This is a genomic window from Acidobacteriota bacterium (assembly GCA_026707545.1).
Classification (GTDB): Bacteria; Acidobacteriota; Thermoanaerobaculia; order Multivoradales; family Multivoraceae; genus Multivorans.
Genome location: JAPOWR010000001.1, coordinates 336,239 through 359,009 on the forward strand (window position 1 = coordinate 336,239; position 22,771 = coordinate 359,009).

Below are 22,771 nucleotides of genomic sequence, written 5' to 3' on the forward strand. Positions count from 1 at the left end.
GGGTGGAGTAGTGTCGGCGCATGGAGACGGTTCGCAACCTGCAGCCGACGGATGCCAGCGGCGGCATCGGCGTCGTCGAGACCCGGTTCGAGCACTTCGACGAACCGCTCGAACTCCGTTGCGGCGACACGCTGTCCGGGTTCACCCTGGCCTGGGAACAGTACGGCGAACTGAACGCCGAGCGCGACAACGTCGTGCTCCTGTTCCACGCCCTGACCGGCAGCCACCACGCCGCGGGTACGAACCACGGGGTACCCGGGTTGGGCGACGCCTGGACCGACGAGATGGTCGTTGGCTGGTGGCACGAGTTCATCGGACCAGGGCGCGCGATCGACACCGACCACTTCTGCGTCATCTGCGTCAACTACATCGGCGGCTGCTACGGATCGACGGGCCCGCTGTCGATCGACCCGGCCACCGGCGAGCGTTGGGGCCCGTCCTTCCCGCGGGTGCGTTTCTCCGACTCGGTGCGCGCCGCGATGCGCCTCGTCGACCGGCTGGGAATCGACGTGCTGCACGCAGGGATCGGACCCTCGACCGGCGGCATGGCGGTTCTCGATCTCGCGGTCATGTTCCCGGAACGGGTGCGCAACGTCGTCGTGGTCGCCGCCGGCATGGAGGTGACGCCGCTCCAGCGGATCCACAACTTCGAGCAGATCCAGGCGATCGCCAACGATCCGCGGTTCGACGACGGCGACTACCCGCCGGGTACGGAACTCGAGGGGATGAAGATCGCGCGCCAGATCAACCACAAGACGTTCGTCTCGCTGCGCACGTTGCGACGGCGGGCACGGAACATGGTTGCCGAGGCGTCGGGCGTCCCATGGTACGGCGTGAACCACCCGATCGAGTCCTACATGAGGCATCAGGGCCGGAAGTTCGCGGCCCGGTTCGACGCCAACTCCTACCTGCGGATTCTCGACGCCTGGAGCCAGTTCGATCTGGCCGCGGCCGCCGGCGTCGGCTCACTTCAGGACGCCTTCGAGCGCTGCCGGGACCAGCGCTTCCTCATCTTTTCGATCAACTCTGACGTCTGCTACTACCCCGAGGAGCAGGGCGAACTGATGGCCACGCTGGAGGAAGCCGGTGTCAGTTGCATGAGAATCATCGTCCACTCCGACAAGGGGCACGACTCGTTCCTGCTGGAACCGGCGCTGTACCACCCGCATCTGACCTTCCTGCTGGAGGGTCGGGGTTCCTGGCCGTAGACGCAGCCGCGGAGCGACCTGGCCAGGGTCCGGCGGATTCATGCCATGATCCGGCGTTTCGTTCGAACCGAAGCACCTGAAGGAGATTCGTCATGTGGTTGCGCCTGCGGCAGATCTGTCTCGTAGCGGAGGAACTCGCCCCGGTCGTCGACGACCTGGAGGCGGTTTTTGACATCGAGGTCTGCTTCAACGATCCCGGCATCGTCCGGTTCGGGCTCGAGAACGCCCTGCTGCCGATCGGCAACCAGTTGCTCGAGGTCGTGGCGCCGATCGAGGAGAACACCGCGGGCGGCCGCTACCTGGAGAAGCGCGGCGGCGACGGCGGCTACATGTTCATCACCCAGTGCGACGATCACGCCCCTCGCCGGCGTCGGGTCGCGGAGTTGGGGATTCGCCTGGTCAACGAGTTCGAGCGCCACGGCTTCCAGAACATGCAGCTCCATCCCAAGGACACCGGCGGGACGTTCTTCGAGATCGACTGCCAGACGAACGGCCTGGAACCTGACGGGCCCTGGGAGCCGGCGGGAGATAACTGGCAGCGCTGCAGGCGGACCGATGTGATCGACGCGATCGTGGCGGGAGAGATTCAGACCCCGGACCCGGACCGGCTCGCGGCCCGCTGGAGCGAAATCGCCGAGATCCCGTTGCACGATGTCGGCGGCGTGCCGACGATCCCGTTCGAGAATGCCGACCTGCGGTTCGTTCTCCCGACCGACGGCCGGCCGGAGGGCCTGGGCGGCATCGATCTGCGCGCGGTCGACGCGGACCGGGCACGTTCAGCCGCGAGCGAGCGGGGCTGCCTGGGCGTCGACGGCGTGATCCACATCTGCGGCACCCGTATTCGACTCGTCGACTGACGATGAGAAACGGCACGGCGTCGGGCGGCCGCGCGTCGCTGGCGGTCGCTGCGGCTCTGGCGTTCTTCCTGGCTGTCGCCGGCGCGGGCTCCGCGACGGCCCAGGATCGCGGCGCGGCAGGCGGCGGGCCGGGCCCCTATGTCGGTGTGTTCGCCGGCTGGGGTGCTCTGGACGTCCGGCTCCTCGACGAGGACGGCTTCACGGCGGCGGACAGCCGCCCGGGCCGGACCTTCGACTACGACGACGCCGCATACCCGGTCGGCGTGGTCGCGGGTTGGGAGTTCGTGCCGCGACGCACGGCGATCCGCGTCGAGCTGGACGGCTTCGTCGGCGGCTTGCCGGAGGCGGCCCGCCAGGTGGATCCAGTGGGGCTGGACGAAACAGCGGCCTCGGAGTTGCGCTGGGCGGTGACGGCGCGGGTCGGAGTCCGGAGGTCCCTTGGCCGCGCCGCCGCTTTCCTCAGCGGCGGTGTGGCGGCGGCCGGGATCTCCGCTTCGTTCACGGACCTCGACCTGGGCCCGGACGGGCGCATGGCCGTGGATCGGGACGATTCCTTCGCCGGCCGATCGACGCGGGTCGGCTGGGTCGCCGGCGCCGGCCTCGAGATGCCGTTCGGCGACGCCTGGACGCTCCGTTTCGAAGCGATGCGCATGGACTTCGGCGAGACGGTCGACGAGGCTCCGAACGTGACGGGCGTCAACGCCGGCGTCTGTGGCCCAGGCGGGCTACCGAGCCCGTGCGAGTACCGGATCGACCATCGGTTCGACCTGGCCCGGCTGGTCGTGGTGCGTCGTCTCGGCCGCTGATCCTGTCCCGGCGCCGTTGCCGGCGTCGAGGCTGGCTGCCTTGTCCAGAAAGGCGGATCTCCGCCGGCTGCCGTCCCAGCGGATATCGGGAAGCAGCACGTCCCGCTTCGCTGCGATCCGGTCCTGGTGCGGCAGGAGGTCTTCCAGCATCGCCCGGAGCTCGGAGTCCATGTCGCGGGTCGGCTGGTAGCCCAGCGCCAGCAGGTGGTCGTGGTCCGGGTTGTAGTGGTGCTCTTCCATTTCCTTGCGCGGATTCTCGATGCGGCGGATTCGCGGATCGAGACCCATACCGGAAGCGACCGCCGCGACCTTGGCGGCGAGCTCCGAGATCGTGTAGGTCTCCTCGAACTGGTTGAACACGCGGTAGTCGCCGGCTTCGGGCGGGTTGTCGACCGCCAGGGTCAGGCACTGCATCGAGTCACAGATCGGCAGGAAGCCGCGGCGTTGGTTGCCGAGCCCGAACAGGGTCAGCGGTTCGCCGATGACCGACTGGCAGCAGAAGCGGTTGAGGGCGGTGCCGAAGGCCTGGTCGAAGTCGAGCCGGGTGTGGAGCGCGGGGTCGGTGGGGTGGTCGGCGGCGCTACCGAAGAAGCGGGTGCCGTAGACGACGCCCTGCATCACGTCGGTGGCCCTGAGCCCGAAGATGCGGCACGCGAACATCACGTTGTTGCTGTCGTGGACCTTGCTCCAGTGGTACCAGGAGCCGGCCTGGCGGGGGAAGGGCAGGCGGTCGTGGCGGCCGCGGTACTCGATCTCGAAGAATCCCTCGGGGATGTCCAGGTTCGGCGTGCCGTACTCGCCCATCGTGCCGAGCTTGACCAGGTGTGCCTTCGGCGCCAGGTCGCGCATCGCGTAGAGCACGTTCATCGTCCCCTCGATGTTGTTGCGCTGCACCCAGATCGCGTGATCCGCGTCGATCATCGAGTAAGGCGCCGAGGGGCATTCGCCCAGGTGGACGATCGCCTCCGGCCGGACGTCTTCGAACAGCCGGTACACCACGTCCTTGTCGGTCAGGTCGCCCTGAACCAGATGCGGACACCGGTCGTAGGCGGACTCGAAGGCGTCGAGCCGCTCCTCGACGGACGCGACCGGGAGAGCGGAGCGGCCGCCCATCTCGGCGACCCACTCGCGACGGAAGCCGGCATCGATGCCGGAAACCTCGTGGCCGCGGGCAGTCAGGTACTGCGCCAACGGCCAGCCGAGGTAGCCGTCGATGCCTGCTATGAGAACGCGCGTGATTTCACCCCCTGTTGCACTGTGCGGGGATCAGACCGCGTTCTCGGGTGCGAACCGGGAAGATTCCGTGAGGAAGTCGATTCTACCAGCGAGAGGGCGGGAGGCTGGCTGTTGCGGCTTCGACTGGGCGGGTGCTACCTTTCCGTTCGCGTGCTCTGGTCCGGATCAAGACCGTCCGCGGCTCCGGCATGAGGATTCTCTACGGAGTTCAGGGCACTGGTCATGGGCACCTGGTGCGTTCGGCGGCGATGGTGGCCGGCCTCCGGAGCAGGGGCCACGATGTCCACTGCCTGCTGACCGGTCGGTCTTCGGCCGCGTTCGCCGACCCTGAGATCCGGGCCAGCCACACGTTGCTCGAGGGGTTCACCGGCCAGGCCGCCGGCGGGCGAGTGCGGCTGTTCCAGACCATGCGGCAGTTGCGCGTGGTTCGCTTTCTGCGCGACGTACGCAGCTTCGATGCGTCCGGCTTCGATCTTGTGCTGACGGACTACGAGCCGGTTTCCGCGTGGATTGCGCGTAGATGCCGACGGCCGAGCATCGGCGTCGGCCACCTGTACGCATTCCACCGGCGTCTGCGACTGCCCGGGCGGACCGGGCCGGCCAGGTGGATGCTGCGCCTGTTCGCTCCGGTCTACACGCCGGTTCGGACCGCCGTGGGTCTGCACTGGCATCGATTCGGCGGCGCGAATCTGCCGCCGACGATCAGTCCCGACCTCGTCGCGGCGGCCGCGGACGGTTCTGCGCGTAGTGATGGCCAGCGGTTCCTCGTCTACCTGCCCGCGGAGAGCGAACGGAGCATCGTGGATCTTCTGGGGCGACTGCCGCAGCGGCGGTTCGTTGCCTACCGGCCTGTGCCCGAGCGGGTCGAGCGCGGCAACGTCTCAATTCGTCCCTACGACCGCAAGGCCTTCGTGGCCGATCTGGTCGACTGCGCGGGAGTGATCACGAATGCGGGTTTCTCGCTCGCCAGTGAGGCGCTCCACCTGGGCCGCCGTCTCCTCGTGCAACCCATTCGCCGCCATCCGGAGCAGTTCCTCAACGGCCGGGCGCTCAAGGCGCTGGGTCTTGGCACCGTCGTCGAGCGGCTGACGGTGGAGCGGATCGAGTCTTGGATCGATACTCCGGAGCCGGCTCCCATGAACTATCCAGACGTGACGCGCCACCTGGTCGACTGGATCGACGGGAGCGCCGAGCGTCCGCTCGGCGATTTGGCGACCGACGTGTGGGACGAAGTCGCCTGGCGGCCGGCATGACCAGACCACGACCCGCGCGTCCGGCCGATCCGGATCTTGACTTCACCCTCGATCACTACCGCGAGATCCTGGCCCGGATTACCTCGACGCACCGCACCCTCTCGTTCGGTGAGGCGGCTCCCCTGGGCGAGGCGCTGCTCGAAGTGGAGCGCTTCGTCCTGATGCGGCACGACGTCGAGTTCAGTCTCGACGCCGCGCTGACCCTGGCGCGGGCAGACCACGGCGCCGGCGTGCGCTCGACCTTCTTCGTCCAGATCGGTTCCGACTACAACCTGTTCGAGGCCGACGGTGCCGAGGCGGTCGAGGCGATTCTCGACCTCGGCCACGACCTCGGCTTCCACTACGACCTCGGATTTCTGGAGCGTTCGTCCGGCGACCCGGTGGTGCTGGCCAGCCGGGCGATCGACCTGATCGAGGGCTTCTTCGACACGCGCATCCGGGCCGCCAGCCCCCACATGCCGATGCGCTCGGGCCGGACGCTACGGATTCCCGGCGTCGTCGACGCCTACGACCCGCTCTACTTCGAGCGGATCAAGTACCTCTCCGACAGCACCCAGGTCTGGCGCGAGGGCGTGGTGACGTCGCTGCTCGACCGGTACGACCAGATCCAGCTCCTCACCCACGAGTACCACTGGACGGAGGAGGGTCTCGGCTGGGACGAGCTGCTGTTGCTCGAGGCCGAATCCAAGTACCACCGGCTCAGGCGCCGCGCCGAGGCGAACATCGAGCGCTTCCGGGAGGGGCTGCGCCTGCGGGCGGAGCGGGACGAGGCGTTTCGGGCAGGGCGCGGCGGATCGAAGTAGCCTTCGGGTCGATGGATCGGGTGCGTACGGTTCGGGACGTCCTGCTGCGCCCGAGTACCGAGAGCGAACTCCCTCGTCTCTCCGAACTGACCGAGGTCGTCTACGGCGTCCGGCGCGAGCCGGAGGTTCTGCGGTGGCTTCTCTTTCATCCCGGTCCGGGGCCGGAGGTCGAGTCTTCCGTCGCCGAACGGCATGGTCGAATCGTCGGCCACGTGGCTTCGTTGCACTGCCGCTACCGGGTCCATGGCGGAACGGTGACGGGTGCGCACCGGATGCTGTGGATGGTTGAACACGCTGCGAGGGGCAGAGCCGGCGTCCCCCTTGCCGGCCGAACGCCCGACACGGACTTCGAGGTCGTCCTCGGCGGCACCGCCGCCACCAAGGCCATGCTGGTCATGCGCGGCTTTCGCGAGGCCGGCGAGGCGCTCGAAGTGCGTCTGGGCACCGCGGCGGCGGGCGTCGCCACGACCGGGCAGACCGGCCTGGCGCTGTCCGACTTCGATCCGGCGGCGGCCGGCCCGGCCGCTCCGCGGGACACGCTGGTCAATCTCGCCGAACCGGATCACCTGGCGTGGCTGGCGGCCTGTCCGGAGCACGACGGCCTGCTGTTCACTTTGGAACGATCCGGGGAGCCGCTGGGTCCGGTCCTGCTCTACGTCAACCGGGCGAACGATCCACCCACCGGCCGGATCGTCCACATGCCACATCTCGCGGAGGGTGCCGACCTGGCCCTTGGGGTTTTCCTCGACCGGCTGGGCCGGGAAGGGTGTGCCGAGGTGACCGTCCTGACCACGGAAGATGGCCTGTTGCGGGCCACGGAGGCGCTGGGGGGCGAGGTCTTCTACCGGCGTCCGCTCTGGTTCCGCAACCCGAACCGGGCCGTTGAGCCGGCCCGCTTCTATCTCACCTACATGGAGGGGGATCTCGCCTACCGGCGGGTGTGAGGCTGTACGCGACCGTCGGACGAGCGCCCGGCGTCACTTCGTGCCGGTGCGCCGGCCTTCCGGCCGGCTCATGAGCGGCTCTCAGTCCGTCGCCAGAAGCGCCGTGAGCCGCTGCTCCCACTCCTTTTCGTCGACCACCTCGAACCGCGTCGGCCGGCCGCGCATGGCGGGAACGAACTCGGCCCAGTCCGCGCGTCTCGCATGCGCGTTGCAGAGATCGAACACGGACCGCTTGTAGCTCGTGTCGGTCGCCTCCTCCAGGTGCAGCCCCTTCGTTTCCAGCACGAACACGCGGTGGAACGGGTCGTCCGGATCCGGTTCGTCCGGCTTCAGCGTCAGGATGAAGTCGGCGTAGATACGGCCGCGCCGCCAGCCCTGAACGTAGTAGTCCTTGCGGGACCGGTTGCGATACCAGAAGAACAGCCTCTCTTGCCGGTCGAGGTAGGTCGCCACCTTGTTCTCCAGGATGTTGAACTCGTCCTCGTCCGTTCGCTCGAAGAGGTTCAGCTCGAACTGGCCGCCGTCGTCCCGGTTGGCCTGCTTCCCCTCGGGCGCCTCGATCTCGTGTGGCAGTCGGTTGAAGCCGAAGTCTTCGGCGGCAACGAGAAAGCGCATCCGCCCGCTGTCCAGCATCTCGCCGAAGGCCGCTCGGGCCAGGCGGTCGCGCTCGATGGCCACCTGTCTCCTGAGCTCGCCGAGCAGATGTACGAAGTGGGCGTGGACCTGTTTCGCCGGGTGGCGCTTCAGAAGTTCACCGAACAGCCGTTTGGCGAGGTCGTAGCCTCGCCAGGGATTCGGCACGAGGTCGATCAGGTGGTTCGTGGCGAGCGCGTAGTCGAGTGTCGTGCCGCTGTCATCCTGTCCGGTTTCCGCCGCGAAGCGCGATGAGGATTCGAGGCCGACGCGCAGGTCGAGCCCTCCAACCGGCGAGTCACCGAGGGCCAGGTCGAAGAGGGGACTCACGTCGATGGCCGCCCAGTCGACCCGCGACAGGATGTCCGCCTCGTAACGGACCGGTCTCCAACGATCCTGATCGTCGATCATGAAGGCCGGCAAAACGAGATCCCGAGCAGCTTCCTGGAAGTGGTCGCGTTGTCGCCGCGTGGTTTGGCGTCGCCGGAGTGCCTGATCGTCCGCTTCGTCGACGATCCGGCCGCCGAGGTCCCCCAGGCCTTCCTTGCCGAACCCCCGGCGAACCTGCTTCAGCATTTCGGCTCCCCGCCGCCTGAAGCAGAACACGTAGCTCTCGTCCAGGGCGGGCACGTTCGTCTTTCGAGCGTAGGGCTGGCGCAGGATGCGACCGACGAGCTGCGTCAGGCCGGTTTGCGACGAGGGTTGGGTCAGGATGGCGAGGACGTAGGCGAAGGGGCAATCCCATCCTTCCTGGAGCGCCTGCTTCGTGATGATGTAGCGAATCTGGCAGTCGGGCGAGAGCAGACCGCCGATGTCGTCGACCTCTTTCAACTCGTCCTTCGCGCTCGACTTGACCGCGATCTCGTGTGCCTGAATGTGCTGACTCTGTTGCAGGTACTCGCGGACATCCTCCGCATGCACGAAGCCGGCGCCGCGCTGGTCCTTCCCCGTTCGCTCCACCTGGATGACGCAGATGGGGCGGATGTGGGTGCCCGTGGCCGCTTCGTACTCCCGGGCTTGGCCCTCCAGGCGCTGGCGATGGTCCGCCGCGGCGAGGAGCGTGTCGCGCCAGTCGACATCCTCCCGACAGTGGATGTGGAGATCCAGTTTGATCATCTCTTCTGCCAGAAGCTCCTGGCCCAGGATCTCGACCAGAACATTGGCTTCGGGCGCCGGGGTTGCCGACAGTTCGACGACCGCGCAGGGGTTGAAGCCCTCGATCGTGCCCCGGGCGAGCCTCCCGTACGTCTTGTGTCCCTCGTCGAGGATGACTAGGGGCCGCAGCAGGCGCAGCGTGTTGCCCAGGGAGGTCTTGATCTGGGGTCCCCAGAGTTCGTGGCCGACGTCGAAGGTGTCGAGGTTCGGCGTTCGCCCGAGGATCTCCTCGTGGGCTTTCGGGTCGCCCTGATCCGGGAAGAACTGATCGAAGCCGCCGCTGTCGCGGAACATCCGAAGTTGCTCCTTCGTCTCCCGGTTCGCGGAGGGCAGCATCAGTATGAGAACGCACAGGTTCTCCGCCACGTCACGGGGGCTGAAGCCGTCGGTCTTCTCGAGAATCAGGGTTCGCCCGCCCGAAGCGACATCCAGCCGCTGCCGGTAGAAATGGCCGCGATCCCTGAGGGCCGAGAGCGTCTGCCGGTAGATCTGCGCGGACGGAACGATCCAGAGCACCATGCCCGTCTGCCGCACTCGAAAGGTCACGTTGACGCGATCGATGACGTTGATGGCGATCAACGTCTTGCCGCCGCCCGTGGGGACCTTGAGGCAGAAGGCCGGCAGCACGCGGCCTGAACCGTCAGTGCGCGGCGTGTAGCGCCGCGGCGTGCATTCCCTCCAGGCCCGTTCGACCCAGTCGAACCCGATCTCGGGATCGAAATCCCGCGCCTGGGCATCCTTCTCGTGCCAGCGCGTCAGGGCGGTCAGAAAGTCGTCAACGGCGGTCAGCGTCCGTCGCTGATAGTCCTTCAGGATCATCCGGCGGAGAGCGCTTCGCCGTCAGGCGTCCGCCAGCATTCGGTAGATCTCGAACGGAAGTTGGCAGAACTTGATCGAGTAGTGGTCTAGGAACTCCTCGTCGAGGTATCTGGCCGGGGCGTAGACGATCCGCTTGCGGCCGTTGGGCGCGGGCAGGCTCCGGGCGAAGTCCATGTCCAGCGCTAGGTCCCGCAGCCGGACCGCGTCCGGTTCGTAGATCAAGAAGAAGTCGCTGTTCCCTGCGCGGCCCAGGAAGCAGCGTGCCCGGTCGAGCTCCTCGGGCGTTACCTCCTCGCCGGTTGCCGTGAAGAAGATGTAGTTCCCGAGGGCCTCGTAGCTGGGGAGCTTTTGGCCTTCCAGCAGGACACCCTCCAGCATCGGCGGTCCGAGCTCGTAGTAGCTGAAGGCGCCGCCGAAGCCGGCGCTCAAGGCCTTGTCCTTCGCGTCAGGCACGCCGCCGATGACCCGCCGTACGCGCTCGGCCGTGAGCGAGTCCGCGTAGTCTTCGCACTCGATGAGAATGAACCGGCGGTTGCCGCCGTCTTGTCGATTCAGGCCGAGCACGGCGTGGGCGGTCGTGCCGGAACCCGCGAAGGAATCCAGGACGATGGAGTCTTCGTCCGTCGCGAATGAGAGCAACTCCCGGATCAGCGTCGATGGTTTCGGGTTCTTGAAGATGCGCGGGTTCTCCGGAAACAGGCGCCGGAGTTCGTTCGGTCCGCGCCGCGAATCGATTCCCTGGATGACGCTGCCGAGTTTCGCCTGATAGTCATCGACGTGGACCTTGAGTTCGATGATCTTCGACTCGTCCTTCCCGAAGATGACGCGATCCTCCGCCAGCAGACGAGTCATGGTCTCCTGCGGAAAACGATAGCCCATCAGGGGTTGCCGGCAGGGCTTGCCGGTTACGGGATGGAGCACGTCGTAGCGGTAGCCTTCGCGGCCCGGGTTGTGGACGCTCTGACTGCCCGTGAAGACGCCCGTGTCGTCGATGAACTTGTAGCGATCCAGAGGCTTGAGTTCCGCACGATGCTCCTTCAGCCAGCGCGAGTACTCCCGCTGTCTCGGCTCAGGCTCCGGGTGCGCCTCGATGAGCTCCGCGCCAATGCGCTGAAGCGCGGCCTTCGGCCCGAACTCGGCCGACTTCCAAACCTCCTCGAGTTCTTCCTTGTTGGCGGCGTAGCAAGCGACGTACTCGTGCTCGGTGGCGATATTGGTCGGGTTGTTGTCGGTCGAGCCGTGCCAGACGATCTGTCCTACGTGGTTGTGTTCGCCGAAGACCTCATCCATGAGGGCCCGCAGGTGGTGCACCTCGTTGTCGTCGATTGAGACGAAGATCACCCCGTCGTCGCGCAGCAGCTCGCGCAGGAGTCTGAGGCGTGGCAGCATCATGCAGCACCACTTGTCATGGCGGGTCAGATCGTCGCGGTCGATCGTCTTGCCCAGCCACTCGCGCATCATGGGCGAGTTGACGCTGTCGTTGTAGGCCCAGCCCTCCTTGCCCGTGTTGTAAGGCGGGTCGATGTACACGCACTTGACCTGCCGGTGCAGGGTGGGCAGCAGGGCCTTGAGCGCGATCAGGTTGTCGCCGTGGACGATCACGTTGCCGCGTAGACCGTGACTCTCGCCCAGCCCTCGTTCCGTGACGCTCCGCAACTCGTGGAACGGTACGGAGAGGTGGTGGTTTTCGATCAGGCTCCGGCCCTTGAAGCGGAGGTGCGGCATGGCGGCGTCAGACCTTCTTCACGACTCGGGATAGGTCGCCTAGCTCCTCCGCGCCGGCCATGTCGAGCTTCACTAGCCTTCGTGGCCTTGGTCAGCCTGGGAGGGGCTGAATGGGGGAGGTACGGCTCGGTCGCGGTCGTCAGGAGGGGGCAGTGGTGCTGCGTAGGTGCGCGCCTGTCTCGTCCGTCGAGTGAGGCTCTTCGTGCCCGTGGCCATCCTCAAACTGTCGGCCCTCAGGTCCAGGAGCTTCTTGAGGCTGGGGGGCTTCATCGCGGTGAGGTCCTTCATCAGCTTCTCCGGTGACTTCTGCTTCTTCGTGGGGTGCTGGCGGGGGCGGTTCGGCGGAAAGAAAGTGAAATGGGCTATGCGGCTCGCCCGACACTGGGTTACGGGGCCATAGGGCAATGTCGCCAAGAGCGTCAGCGAGTGCACGCTCTGCTGCCGACGGCGCGGCTACTTGAGAGAAGAGCGATCGGGCTTCTTCTCGGTCGATGACGAAGCCGTGCGAAGGATACTGGGACATGAGGAAATCGAGCGCGTCGTCGGGGATGTTCCTCCCCTTGCTCAAGAGACGCCGGCCGTAGTGGCCGGCGATGGACATCGCACGTGCAGCTTCGCCGATGTGGAGGGGATCCAACTGGCCGTACAGGGGTGCAAAGAGGCCGGTGGCCATCTCGGTTGCGATCTTGGTGGCCGTACGAAGGGTGACTGAGCCACCGCTTCGTGCCTTTGTGTTGAGGAAGAACTTTTCGAAGGCCGAGAACGCATTGTCCTGAAGGGCGAGCAACGAGTCCAAGACCGTGAGGCCGGACTGTGTTTCCCAGAGCTCGTCCTTCTTGAACATCTGGACGTCGAGCGGGCCAAGTTCTCCATGGTCGGAGATCACAAGCTGGTTGGCGCCGATGGCGCACAGCGTGCCTGCGCTCTTGCAGTACCCTGAGACGTAGAGGACATAGTTCGCGTAGCTTTCCTGCAGGCACCGTGCGATCCGGTAGGCGGCGTCAGCGTCTCCGCCCATCGTGACGAGGATGAAGAGGACGTTGGGGTGGCGCTGCCGACTAGCACATGTGGCGATCAGCTGCCCGTCGGTGTGGCGTTGGATCGGGCCGTTGTAGAGAATGACGTCAGCTTGGCGTTCGGCTGCGACTGCATCAGCCAGCTCTTGGATAGAGAGCGGCTCTTCAGGAGGCGCGGACCGAGTTTCAGGAGATTCGAGCATGTGTCTCGTGGCGGTGCTGGTAGGTAGGGGCGCAGGTCCTCAGTTCTTGGTCCGCCGCCGCCGAGAAGCGGTGGGCGACTGGCTAAGGTCTGGAGCGACGCCTGGCCGCGGAGAATAGCAGGCCGGACTGGCTTAGATGCGGCCAGCGGCGAACGGCGGCAACCCGAACGAAGGGCGGTACAAACGCTAGGTGAGTGCGGCTACCCGTGCGGCGTCACGAGGTACTTCTCGCCCGTCGCCTGTTTAGCGTAGACCGCGATGGACGCCGGGTCGAGGGCCTGCCGGAGGGTGACTGTCTTCGCGTAGCTCGACGCGAAGGTCGTCCTGATCTCCGCGGCGACGCGTTGCCGGAGGCGTTCCGAGGCCTCGTAACCGATGCGCCGCAGGAAGTGGGGCAGCAGCCAGCCGCCCAGCCCCCAGGCCATTCCGAAGTTGCGGGTGAGGACGGTCTGGCTGCGGTCGAGACCACCGTAGATGTAGACCTGCTTGAGGGTCGCCGAGCCGTAGCGGCTGTACTCGGGAGCGTTGGCGGAGAGCGCCGCCTCCATCGCGGTCAGGATCTGGCCGGCCAGCTTGCCGCCGCCGGTGGCGTCGAAGCCGAGCGTTGCGCCGGTGTCGGCAATCGCGGCGACGAGGTCGGCCATGAAGGTCTCGGTACTCAGGTTGACGACGTGGCTGGCGCCGATGCCGCGCAGGAGTTCCTCGTGTTCCGGCCGGCGGACGACGTTGACCAGCGGCACGCCGTCCGCGGTGCAGATGTTCTGGAGCATCTGGCCGAGGTTGGATGCGGCGGCGGTGTGGACTAGGGCGGTGTGGCCCTCGAGCCGCATCGTCTCGACCATGCCCAGGGCGGTCAGCGGATTGACGAAACAGGATGCGCCTTCCGCGGGCGTCGTGCCCTCGGGTAGCGACAGGCACTGCCGGACCTCGGCCAGCCGGTACTCCGCGTACATCGAGCCACCGAGGACGGCGACCGTGCGACCGATCAGGGCCTGGGCGGCCGGTGACGAGCCGGCGGCGACGACCACGCCGGCGCCCTCGTTGCCGGTCGGTATCGCCTGGCCGAGGCGACCGGCGACCAGCCGTGCGAGCCCCTTGGGGATGTCGGCGACTACCGCCGGACCATCCTCTCCGTCTGACGCGCGGACCGTGGAGACGTCGGCCGGCCCGAACAGCACGCCCAGGTCGGACGGGTTGATCGGCGACGCCTCGACCCGGATGACGACCTGGTCCGCTCCGGGTTCCGGCACCGGGACCCTGACCAGCGCCAGTTCGACAGTGCCTCCGCCGCTGTCATCGGCGCGGATCGTGGAGTGGAGGGTCAGGCCGTCGGTGGGGAGTGTGGTCATGGTCGGTTTCCGGTTGGTTGAGGTGTGAGCGGCGGCGAAGGCTATCGCGGCCCAGGCGCGCCCGACGACTATGCTCCCGCCCTGGATGCCGCACGTCGTCTGCTCGTTTGAAGCGTCCTGCCGGCGGTCGTTCGACGTCCGTGGCCTGCTGGAGTTCTTCGCGGTCCGCGCATTGCCCGGAGTGGAGGCCGTCGACACGGAGCGCTTGCTCTATTGCCGGACGATCGACCTCGCGCGACTGTCGCCGGTTGGGCCGGAAGGCAGGCCACGGTTCGGCGTCCTGCGGGTCGACTTCGGCGGTTCCGTCTCACACTGGGTGCGCCGGCGTCCCCGCCGGCATCAAGCGCGATGCCGCGAAGCGGCGAGCCCGAGTGGCTTCCACATGAGTGCTGAAGTCCATACCAGCGCGGGCGAAAGCCTCGAATCGCATCTTGAGGAAGAGGTTGAGCGGCGAGTGTGGCGACTGTTCGACCTCGACGCGAGCCCGGATGCCATTCGCCGCGGTTTGAGCGGTGCACGCGAACTGGCCGCAGGCGGCCGCATCCCGGCCGACGTGCGGATTCCCGGTGCCTGGGACCGCTTCGAGACGGCGGTGCGGGCGGTGCTGGGTCAGCAGATTTCGGTGGCCGGCGCGCGCACCCTGGCCGGCCGCCTGGTCACGGCCCTGGGCCGGGAGCTTCCAGCCGCGCTGAGAAAGCCGGGGCTCGAGCGGACGTTCCCGAGCCCGGATCAGGTCGCGTCCCACGACCTCCGGACGCTCGGTTTGCTCGGGTCTCGCGCCCGGGCGCTGGGAGACCTGGCGTCGGAGGTCGCGAGCGGCGCGTTGAGGCTGGACGCCGACCCGCGGGAGGTCCGCCGCCGACTCCTCGACATCAGGGGCATCGGCCCCTGGACGGTCGAGTACATCGCGATGCGGGTCCTGGGCGACCGCGACGCGTTTCCCGCCAGCGACCTGGGACTCCGCAAGGCCATCGACCGCGAGCAGCCGCCTGGCGCCGCCGAGTTGGAGGCGATGGCGGAAGACTGGCGACCGATGCGTGCCTACGCTGCGATCCTGTTGTGGTGCCGGGGTGGCGGGGGTTGACGGGCGTGCGGGCGGCAACAGATCGGTCTACGGCAGCACTTGTGCGTCGGGGTGACGTCTCGGTTGCGGCAAAGAGGTCTGTCGCCTTGACGTCGTTGCTATGGGTTCGGGGGTCTTCCGGCCCGTTGCCGACGCAGGCGGCCGTCCGAGAAGGCGTTTTCAGGGCTTGCTGACGTCGATGACCCGGACACCTATCTTGCGCCGCTGCTCGAGCGGAAGCTGCCTAGCGAGACAGTCTTCCAGCCGCTGCTGGAGTTCACCGGGACTTCCGGGGCGGGTCCCCGTCTCGTCCAGGGGCGTTTTCTCCTGTTCGCCGAACCAGAACACAAGGTAGATCCCGTAGCCGTCGGTAGCGGGATCCTGAGTGTACTTGGCGACGAGTTGGTCTCGGGCCGCGCGCCAAAGTCCCGGGTTCGACTGCTTCTTGATCTCAATTGGGACGTGGAAGTTGGGACCAAAGAGTCCGATGTCAGCGCGCTTCTTCGCGGCCGCAGCGGCCTCTGGTTGGTCGTGGAGTTCGTCTCGAAGGAGGAACCGCAGGCGGGATAAGAGAGTGTCTCGGCACGATTCTTCGTGCTTGGAACTCACAGGCTGGCCGTTTGTGTCCTCGTTCCAGTACTGGCGCCATTCGTTCGTGTTGGCGTGTCGAATCGCTCCGGCCAGTTCGTCGAGCCGATCGAGCGCGAGCGCGGCGAGGTCGGCGGCGTTGGCTGGGCCCCGGTTGTCAAGGGTTGCGCGGATCTGGTCGAGTTCCGGGCGCTTGTAGGAACTGTCGCGATCAGCAACGACTCTACGGTCGAATGCGATACGAAGATGGTGCCGCCAATGTGAGAGGCTCTCGTCGTTGGCGAGTCGATGGAGAGAACTCGCAGCGTCTGTTCTCGGGGAGTCCAGGAGGTGCTGGATCAGGTCGGGGACGTGCCACAGAGTCCATTGGCCCACGTCCACTGGCCCGTCTTGGGGTTCGATTGGCCCGAATCCACGTCCCAACTGCCGGATGAGGGTCTCAAGAGCGCATGGAGGTAGCTTGTCCGGCTGAAACAGCTCCTCGAACCGAAGGAAGTCTGCAAGTTGGCCCGCACGGAGTTCCTTGCCAGCGACGAACCGGTCGAGTTGTTCGGCGTAGGTTTGGGGGGCCGCGACGAGGCCGGCTCCGAGCCAATGCACTCGCTGGGCGGTGGTCATACTTTTGGCCGCCAGCTTCGTCTGGATGACTGAGACGAGTTGCCCACGGTCAGCGTGCCTAAGGGCCGCCCACAGCAGGCGAATCAGGTTGGGAAGTCGTCGGGCGGGACAGCGCACGGGAAAGCCGCTCAGCAGCGGCACACTGACCATCCTGGCAAGTTCAGCGTAGTCTTCGTCGTGTACAAGCTGTGCCACGCCGCTGACGTGCTCTCGGCCACTCTGGATGTCGGCACGGATTAGGGGAAGGAGGACCGAAGCCACCAGTTCCGTGCGGTTCGAGAGTAGTTGCCGGTACCACTTCGGAGAGAAGCTCCGACCCGTAGGCACGCAATAGTGGAACACGAGTGCCAGGCGCAGTTGGTTGTCGGACAGACTCTTGACTAAGACTCCTTGTTCGCGGTCCCGTTCTTCAAGCGCAACGAGAAAGGGCACGCCGAGGTAGTGCGTATGGGACCTCCGGCGAAGTCGGAGGATCTCGTCCATGTCCGGCAGGTCGTCGCGGTCGATGACCTTCAGGAGAGCCCTCAGCGTGGCGACTGCCAGTTCGTCCTCCTCGCCGAACTTGGCACGCAGCCACTCCGACAGTGGAATCGGTTTCCACGAGGATTGCTGCAGCCACTCTCCAGCCAGGTCGTGCAGGAGCCACGGAGCACCCCTGTTCCGGCCGAGTGCGGGCACTTCCGCGCGGACCGCGTCGAGCCACTGCCGTTCGCGGCGTTCACGCTGTTCGGCAAGTGCGTCTCGCTCTACACGGTGGAATTCAGGCTCGGCAGGCTGAGTGGCGTGTTGCGAGGCCTGCTCTCGCAGTTCACTGCTTGATTCAGGTTCCGGTGCGGGGGACGCGGGTTGCCAGTCCGGGTGTTGTCGCAGACACTCGTCGATGAGCGCTTGTGAGAGGCCGCTACCGGTTTCACCCATGTCGAGGCAGTGCCGCGCTTGGTTGAACATCAGCTTCGCCAAGGCGGGTTGCGTGTTTGCGAGCGCGCCAGCCCGTTCGAGACTCCACGCGCCAAAATCCACGGGAGTTGCTGCGCCTTGGAGCTTCATGGAAACCAACCGCGCCTCGGCGTGTAGGTCGTCGGAGTCGGCGCAACGAAGCAGTCCCTCGAGCAACGTCGCCTTGAACGCGTCGGGATGCTGTTCGAGCCAATGCCGCACTGCGGCCAAGTGCTGCGGGGCTTCGGGATTGCGGCGGAGTCCGAAGAAGTCCTCGTGGCTCTCGGCCGGCGCGCACAGCCAGTCGTACAGCCGGGACGGTTTCAGCTCGTCGCCGTGGGTTCCCAAGCCGCGTGCTAGGAGCCTGGCGGCAACGACCGGGAACTCCCTTCGGTCCAGGACTTCTCTCAGTTCGCTCGCGTGCCGCGCCAGACCGTCCATGAGGCGGGGAACATCGGCGTCCTGGATTCGTGCTTCCATGTCGTCGCACCAGAACCGGCGGTGACGCCCGATCAGCCTCGTCGGTTGGCTGTGGGCCAAGTGGCTCCAGACCTCGGCCGGCCCGATCACGTCGGGATACAGATGATCGAGGATCCGGGCTGCGAGTTCGTTACCGGAATCGGTCAGGTGGCCTTGCTGGATGCTTGCGAGGAGCTCTAGCAGCTTGGCCGCGATCGTGTCGGTGTTCGGGCACTGGCGGAGGAACGCGTCGAGGGCTGCGTAGGTGACGCGCGGCCACGCACCAGAGTCGTGAACGATGCTCAGGCAGGCTTCGGCAAGCGCCGGCATTGGCACGCCGTGAGACAGCACCTTGAGCACGAACTCGACCGATAGCTGGTTGTCGTCGGTCCTCAGAGGCATGCCCAGCTCTCCGCGAAGTTCGGCCTCAAGGACCGGAGTGGCGATGGGTGCGAAGGCGGCCGCTGTACGCCGGTCCACGCTGTGCAACCGCCGGCCCTCTCGAATCAGCGCCCGAAGCAGCGCCCGTTTTTGGTCGGTCGAGAAGCCGCTGATGTCACCGTAGAGCCCGACACCCAAGGGATCGCGGTGGATCAACTCTCGGCGCGCGTGTTGTGAGTACGCCCCCAGCCATGCGGCCAAGCCTCGATGTGCGGTAACGACGCTGCCTTCCCCCGCGGTAACCAGGGCGACGACTCGCGCTGGCGGAAGACCGTCTTCAATCTGTTGAGCCAGATATCGACCGGCCAGAAACTCGGCGATGTGTCGGTGGACAGGTTCGAAACTCCGTTCCGATGGAGGCCGGTCAACGGCGGCCCGAAACAGCCGGCTTGACAAGACTGCGCGTTGCTGACGGCTCCAGGCCTCGACATCACCAGGAGACACGCCGGGCGGTGCCGGGTCGACGAGATCGGCCGGTCTGTAGTCCCCGCTGCTGCCGGTTGCGGCGGAGGAGAGGCGGATGCCGGCGGTGCCCGAGAGCAACAGCAGAGAGCAGAGACGGCCTGCAGTCCTCAAGAGAAGGTCTTGAGAGTGCGCGATACGGGCGTTCAGGTGCTCGTCGTTTGGCTCGCACACCAGGCTTCGGCAAGCGAGTTCGAACAGCTCGGCCCGGTTCTCCGGCCACTCGCCCGCACGGGTGGCGGCTGCCACGAGTTCCAGGTTCTGGGGATTCCGGATCAGCAGTCCCAACCCCTTGTCCTCGGCCGTCTTGAGGAACCGTTTCCCGTCTTGCAGGTAGAGACGCGACTCCGCGACCTCCAGTACGTCCTCGTGGCTCAGGGGGTCAAGCCGGAGGACGGCCACGTTGCCACCGGGAGCAACCTTGTCCAGGCGTTCCTGATCGTTCTTGCCGAGCCAGTCCGCTTCCCGGCAGGAAAGCCTGAAGGAAGGGCTCCCGAGGCGGTCCAGTTGTCTCCTTACCTCGTCTAGCGGAGTGCGGGCGTCGTCACGGCCCGCACGGATCTCGTCGAGGCCGTCGATGAAGAGAGTCTTGTTCCGCCACTCCGGGTGACTGGCGGTGTCGAGCGTGACGAAGTCACGAGCCGAGATCATGTGACCCTGTTCACCCATGCTGCGGCAGGCTTCGCGAAAGCAGGTCGTCTTTCCCATGCCGGCGTCGGCGAGAAGCACGTAGGCCGGTGTCGTGTCGTACTCGGATAGGGGTTTCCCGGTCTCTTCGTGATCTAGATTCCCTGCGTCGATGACCTCGGTACATGTGCGCTGGACGAACTCGCTCCTTAGCCAAGCCGAAGCCGGTCGGGACAGGAACACCTCAAGCGGGATGCTGCCGTGTGGTTCGCCGGTCTCGGTCAACAGGAGGGTGCGATAGGGCCGGTGCCGTTCGCCGAAGACCCTCATTCCCTTGGTGGGTCGTGGCCTGTGGCCGGTCTTCACCTCGATCGCGACGGTCCTCAGCCCTTGCTGGATCACGAAATCGACCTCGTCGTCGCCTTCTCGCCAGTAGTGGACTCGAGCGACCGAGCCACTCGTGTTCAGGAGGTGGGCACCGACAGCGCTTTCAACTAGGCGGCCCCAGAAGCGGCGGTCGGCTCTCGCGTCCTCGAATGAGCGGTTCGACCCCACCGTCATGAGCGCAGTGTTCAGCACGTTGAACTTGGGCGGCGAGGCGCGCAACCGAAGCATGCTGGGCGTGTACTTCGGCAGGCCGGTAATCAGCCCGACTTGGGAGAGAAGATCCAGATAGCGAGCGAGAGTGGTTGCGTTGCCGGCATCCTGTAACTGCCCCAGCATCTTGTGCAGCGGCAGGATCTGGCCGGAGTACGCGGCGCCGAGCTCGAACAAGCGTCCGAGCAGGGCGGGTTTGTCCACCCTGGTCATGGCCAGCACGTCCCGTTCGATGGCTGGGCCGACGAAGGAAGTCCTGACGTAGTCGCGCCATCTTGGCTCGTACTCGGGCCAGTCTGGGGGCCACCGACCCGCCAACCGCACGGCTCCCGGGTAGCCGCCGAAGTAGAGGTACTGTTGGAGGTCGAAGCCGAACGCTTCCCTCATCTCGCTGAATGACCAGTGGCCGACGCTGATGATCTCGAATCGGCCGGTCATGCTCTCCTTCAGGCTCGATTGAATGGCCATGGGCGCAGAGCCGAGGATCACGACGTGGAGCGGGCGGTCGTTGAGTCGGTCTCCGTCCCAGAGACCCTTTACTGTGCTGGACCAATCCGGGATGCTCTGAAGCTCGTCGAGTGCCAGGACGCTTCCGTCGTGCCTCGTGGCATCGGCCCTTGCTTGGCGCCAGACGTCGATCAGCCATTGCTTGCTCCGGGGTGTGTCCGGGGACCGTTGCGGCCCAGCCGTGCGCGGAAGAACCGGGCTCGCAAGATCGTTGTCGGCCGAGTCCACGTCGAAGTAGTGCCATGGCCCAGTCAGCGTCCGTAGCGCTTGAGTGACGATCGTCGTCTTTCCACTTTGCCGCGGTCCGAGTACGATCTGGATCGTTCGTGGTTCCTCTTCCAGCCGTCGTCGAAGGATGCCGACCTGCTCGCGCTCGTAGCCCATCAGGAGGAGGACATTACGACACTGAATAGATTTATTCAAGAGAGTAATATGCCTGACGGAGACCCCAACCGATGACAGCGACCTACCACGACTTTCATACCCCGATCGGCAACCTCCGCCTGGTAGGCGACGAGGCCGCGATCAACCGCATCGAGTTGCCGAACGAGGCGGCGAAGGCCCCGGACGTGGCCTGGGAAGCGGCGGACGGTGCCCTGCCGGCGGCGCTGGCGGAGGCGAAACACCAGCTTGAGGAGTACTTCGCTGGTGAGAGGCGGGAGTTCGAGCTGCCGCTCGCTTCCCAGGGTACGGACTTCCAGCACCGGGTGTGGGACGAGCTGCGGCGCATTCCGTTCGGCGAAACGATCTCCTACGGCGAGTTGGCTGCGCGGATCGGCAAGCCGACCGCTTCGCGTGCCGTGGGGGCAGCGAACGGCCGCAACCCGCTGCCCGTCGTCGTGCCCTGCCATCGGGTGATCGGTAGCGACGGCCGACTGACTGGCTTCGGCGGTGGCCTGCCCACCAAGCAGGCGCTGCTCGATCTGGAGCGGCGGGCATTAGTGCGTTAGGGGCTTGCGGCTGGCGGGGAGGCCGGCGAAGGGAAGTGCTGCAGCGCCGATGGTAAGCTGCACGCCGCCGCTCTAGCAGGCTGCCTGTGCCCTGGCGCCGGCGGAATCGGTTCCGAACCAATCTCCCCCACAGGAGGTTCATGATGCGTCGACCCACCTCTCTGCTCGCCGTTCTCGGTGTGGTTCTCCTGGCCGCGGCCCCGGCCCTCGGCGCGCCGGCGTCCACCGACAACTGGCCCTCCTTCCGGGGCGCGGACGCGATGAGCGTCGCCGATGACGATCCCCGGCTGCCGGACTCCTGGAGTACGGAGGAGAACGTGGTCTGGTCCGTGGACGTGCCGGGTCTCGGCTGGTCCTCCCCGATCGTTCTGGGCGACCGCGTCTTCGTCACCACGGTGTGGAGCGAAGGCGAGGTCGAAGAACCGAAGAAGGGTCTCTACCTGGGCGGGAACCGGATGCAGCCTTCCGCGGACGTCCACCACTGGTCGGTCTACTGCTTCGAGGTCGAGACGGGGGAGAAGTGCTGGGAACGCGAGGTGCTGACCGGTGCGCCGGACTTCCCCCGGCATCTGAAGAACACCTACGCCTCGGAGACGCCCGTGACCGATGGTGAGCGCGTGTACGCCTACTTCGGCAATGTCGGGGTGTTCGCCTTCACCCTGGACGGCGAACCCGTGTGGGAGCGCCGTTTCGAGGCGGTTCCGACCCGCTACGGCTGGGGCACCGCGGCGTCGCCGATCGTCCACGGCGGACAGCTCTACATCGTGAACGACAACGAGGATCAGTCGTACATGGTGGCGCTAGACGCCGCGACCGGCGAGGAGCTCTGGCGGGACCCCCGTGACGAGGGCAGCAACTGGGCGACGCCCTACGTGTGGGAGAACGAACTGCGCACCGAGGTGATCACGGTAGGTACCGACCAGGTGCGCTCCTACGACAAGGATGGCAACCTCCTCTGGCACTTCGGCGGCATGTCGTCGATCGCGATCCCGCAGCCTTTCTCGGAGTACGGCCTGCTCTATGTGTCGTCGGGCTACATAGGCGATCGGATCCGCCCGGTCTACGCGATCAAGCCGGGCGCCGAAGGTGACATCACCCTCGAAGAGGACCAGCAGAGCAACCGGTGGGTCGTCTGGTACCAGCCCCAGGCCGGTTCCTACAACCCGACGCCGCTGATCTACCGCGACCGGTTCTATACCCTGCTGGACCGTGGGTTCTTCACGGCACACGATCCGAAGACCGGCGCCGAGGTCTACGGCAAGCGGCGCATCGAGCGCGGTTCCGGCGCCTTCACGGCGTCGCCCTGGGCCTACAACGGCAAGGTGTTTGTGCTCAGCGAGGACGGCGACACATTCGTCATCGCGGCCGGGGACGAGTTCGAGGTGGTGGGCAAGAACTCGCTCGACGAGATGTGCATGTCGACGCCTGCGATTGCCGACGGCAGCCTCTACATTCGGACGCGGAGTAAGCTCTACCGGTTCACGAACCAGGGAGCATCGGCCGGACCCTGACCGGC

The 22,771-nt window shown here is 66.3% G+C and carries 15 protein-coding genes; 9 read left to right on the forward strand and 6 right to left on the reverse strand.

Annotated elements, in window-relative coordinates:
• Positions 1 to 20: 20 nt before the first annotated feature.
• The 3 genes from OXG83_01320 to OXG83_01330 all read left to right on the forward strand — a co-directional run bounded on the left by OXG83_01320 (position 21) and on the right by OXG83_01330 (position 2,871).
• A complete protein-coding gene (locus OXG83_01320) occupies positions 21 to 1,208 on the forward strand; it encodes a homoserine O-acetyltransferase (GenBank protein ID MCY3963649.1) in 1,188 nt (395 codons plus the stop codon).
• Between the two features lie 92 nt (positions 1,209 to 1,300).
• On the forward strand, positions 1,301 to 2,065 hold the full coding sequence (locus tag OXG83_01325) for a hypothetical protein (protein MCY3963650.1): 765 nt from the start codon (positions 1,301 to 1,303) through the stop codon (positions 2,063 to 2,065).
• 2 nt (positions 2,066 to 2,067) lie between these two features.
• On the forward strand, positions 2,068 to 2,871 hold the full coding sequence (locus OXG83_01330) for an outer membrane beta-barrel protein (GenBank protein MCY3963651.1): 804 nt from the start codon (positions 2,068 to 2,070) through the stop codon (positions 2,869 to 2,871).
• Here the strand turns inward: OXG83_01330 and OXG83_01335 are convergent.
• Positions 2,791 to 4,110 (reverse strand): NAD-dependent epimerase/dehydratase family protein, encoded by a 1,320-nt coding sequence (locus OXG83_01335; GenBank protein ID MCY3963652.1) that lies wholly within the window; start codon positions 4,108 to 4,110, stop codon positions 2,791 to 2,793. The two genes, OXG83_01330 and OXG83_01335, sit on opposite strands and share 81 nt — an antisense overlap.
• Positions 4,111 to 4,295: 185 nt before the next feature.
• On the opposite strand from OXG83_01335, the gene OXG83_01340 reads away from it, so the two are divergent.
• From OXG83_01340 to OXG83_01350, 3 genes are read left to right on the forward strand one after another with little or no spacing between them, the layout of a single operon-like run.
• Positions 4,296 to 5,360 carry a hypothetical protein gene (locus OXG83_01340; GenBank protein MCY3963653.1) on the forward strand — a complete coding sequence of 355 codons (1,065 nt, stop codon included), beginning with the start codon at positions 4,296 to 4,298 and terminating at the stop codon, positions 5,358 to 5,360.
• Positions 5,357 to 6,163: a hypothetical protein gene (locus OXG83_01345; protein MCY3963654.1), complete on the forward strand. Its 807-nt coding sequence runs from the start codon at positions 5,357 to 5,359 to the stop codon at positions 6,161 to 6,163. The genes OXG83_01340 and OXG83_01345 overlap by 4 nt, the downstream gene beginning before the upstream one ends.
• Before the next feature lie 11 nt (positions 6,164 to 6,174).
• Positions 6,175 to 7,107: a GNAT family N-acetyltransferase gene (locus OXG83_01350; protein ID MCY3963655.1), complete on the forward strand. Its 933-nt coding sequence runs from the start codon at positions 6,175 to 6,177 to the stop codon at positions 7,105 to 7,107.
• 81 nt (positions 7,108 to 7,188) lie between these two features.
• Here OXG83_01350 and OXG83_01355 read toward each other — a convergent pair whose 3' ends face one another.
• The 4 genes from OXG83_01355 to OXG83_01370 form a co-directional block, all read right to left on the reverse strand.
• A complete protein-coding gene (locus OXG83_01355; GenBank protein MCY3963656.1) occupies positions 7,189 to 9,714 on the reverse strand; it encodes a DEAD/DEAH box helicase family protein in 2,526 nt (841 codons plus the stop codon).
• A gap of 21 nt (positions 9,715 to 9,735) precedes the next feature.
• On the reverse strand, positions 9,736 to 11,439 hold the full coding sequence (locus tag OXG83_01360) for a site-specific DNA-methyltransferase (GenBank protein ID MCY3963657.1): 1,704 nt from the start codon (positions 11,437 to 11,439) through the stop codon (positions 9,736 to 9,738).
• 139 nt (positions 11,440 to 11,578) lie between these two features.
• On the reverse strand, positions 11,579 to 12,658 hold the full coding sequence (locus OXG83_01365) for a hypothetical protein (GenBank protein ID MCY3963658.1): 1,080 nt from the start codon (positions 12,656 to 12,658) through the stop codon (positions 11,579 to 11,581).
• 200 nt (positions 12,659 to 12,858) lie between these two features.
• Positions 12,859 to 14,007: a zinc-binding dehydrogenase gene (locus OXG83_01370; GenBank protein ID MCY3963659.1), complete on the reverse strand. Its 1,149-nt coding sequence runs from the start codon at positions 14,005 to 14,007 to the stop codon at positions 12,859 to 12,861.
• 70 nt (positions 14,008 to 14,077) lie between these two features.
• On the opposite strand from OXG83_01370, the gene OXG83_01375 reads away from it, so the two are divergent.
• Positions 14,078 to 15,091, forward strand: coding sequence for a hypothetical protein (locus OXG83_01375; protein ID MCY3963660.1), 1,014 nt, complete (start codon positions 14,078 to 14,080; stop codon positions 15,089 to 15,091).
• A 159-nt stretch (positions 15,092 to 15,250) separates the two neighbouring features.
• Here OXG83_01375 and OXG83_01380 read toward each other — a convergent pair whose 3' ends face one another.
• Complete coding sequence (locus OXG83_01380; GenBank protein MCY3963661.1) at positions 15,251 to 20,689, reverse strand: ATP-binding protein; 5,439 nt, start codon at positions 20,687 to 20,689, stop codon at positions 15,251 to 15,253.
• Positions 20,690 to 20,760: 71 nt separating this feature from the next.
• Here OXG83_01380 and OXG83_01385 point away from each other — a divergent pair, with 71 nt between their 5' ends.
• Together OXG83_01385 and OXG83_01390 are read left to right on the forward strand one after the other, a co-directional pair.
• Positions 20,761 to 21,255, forward strand: a complete 495-nt coding sequence (locus tag OXG83_01385) for a methylated-DNA--[protein]-cysteine S-methyltransferase (GenBank protein MCY3963662.1) — start codon at positions 20,761 to 20,763, stop codon at positions 21,253 to 21,255.
• Positions 21,256 to 21,398: 143 nt separating this feature from the next.
• The gene (locus OXG83_01390; GenBank protein MCY3963663.1) at positions 21,399 to 22,766 is read left to right on the forward strand and encodes a PQQ-binding-like beta-propeller repeat protein; all 1,368 of its coding nucleotides are present in this window, start codon (positions 21,399 to 21,401) and stop codon (positions 22,764 to 22,766) included.
• Positions 22,767 to 22,771 lie beyond the last annotated feature (5 nt).

What these genes read in the sequence shown, in the direction of transcription:
- OXG83_01320 (MCY3963649.1), top strand. Translation starts at nt 21, where the DNA reads ATGGAGACGGTTCGCAACCTGCAGCCGACGGATGCCAGCGGCGGCATC.
- OXG83_01325 (MCY3963650.1), top strand. Translation starts at nt 1,301, where the DNA reads ATGTGGTTGCGCCTGCGGCAGATCTGTCTCGTAGCGGAGGAACTCGCC.
- OXG83_01330 (MCY3963651.1), top strand. Translation starts at nt 2,068, where the DNA reads ATGAGAAACGGCACGGCGTCGGGCGGCCGCGCGTCGCTGGCGGTCGCT.
- OXG83_01340 (MCY3963653.1), top strand. Translation starts at nt 4,296, where the DNA reads ATGAGGATTCTCTACGGAGTTCAGGGCACTGGTCATGGGCACCTGGTG.
- OXG83_01345 (MCY3963654.1), top strand. Translation starts at nt 5,357, where the DNA reads ATGACCAGACCACGACCCGCGCGTCCGGCCGATCCGGATCTTGACTTC.
- OXG83_01350 (MCY3963655.1), top strand. Translation starts at nt 6,175, where the DNA reads ATGGATCGGGTGCGTACGGTTCGGGACGTCCTGCTGCGCCCGAGTACC.
- OXG83_01355 (MCY3963656.1), bottom strand. Translation starts at nt 9,714, where the DNA reads ATGATCCTGAAGGACTATCAGCGACGGACGCTGACCGCCGTTGACGAC.
- OXG83_01360 (MCY3963657.1), bottom strand. Translation starts at nt 11,439, where the DNA reads ATGCCGCACCTCCGCTTCAAGGGCCGGAGCCTGATCGAAAACCACCAC.
- OXG83_01365 (MCY3963658.1), bottom strand. Translation starts at nt 12,658, where the DNA reads ATGCTCGAATCTCCTGAAACTCGGTCCGCGCCTCCTGAAGAGCCGCTC.
- OXG83_01370 (MCY3963659.1), bottom strand. Translation starts at nt 14,007, where the DNA reads ATGACCACACTCCCCACCGACGGCCTGACCCTCCACTCCACGATCCGC.
- OXG83_01375 (MCY3963660.1), top strand. Translation starts at nt 14,078, where the DNA reads ATGCTCCCGCCCTGGATGCCGCACGTCGTCTGCTCGTTTGAAGCGTCC.
- OXG83_01380 (MCY3963661.1), bottom strand. Translation starts at nt 20,689, where the DNA reads ATGGGCTACGAGCGCGAGCAGGTCGGCATCCTTCGACGACGGCTGGAA.
- OXG83_01385 (MCY3963662.1), top strand. Translation starts at nt 20,761, where the DNA reads ATGACAGCGACCTACCACGACTTTCATACCCCGATCGGCAACCTCCGC.
- OXG83_01390 (MCY3963663.1), top strand. Translation starts at nt 21,399, where the DNA reads ATGCGTCGACCCACCTCTCTGCTCGCCGTTCTCGGTGTGGTTCTCCTG.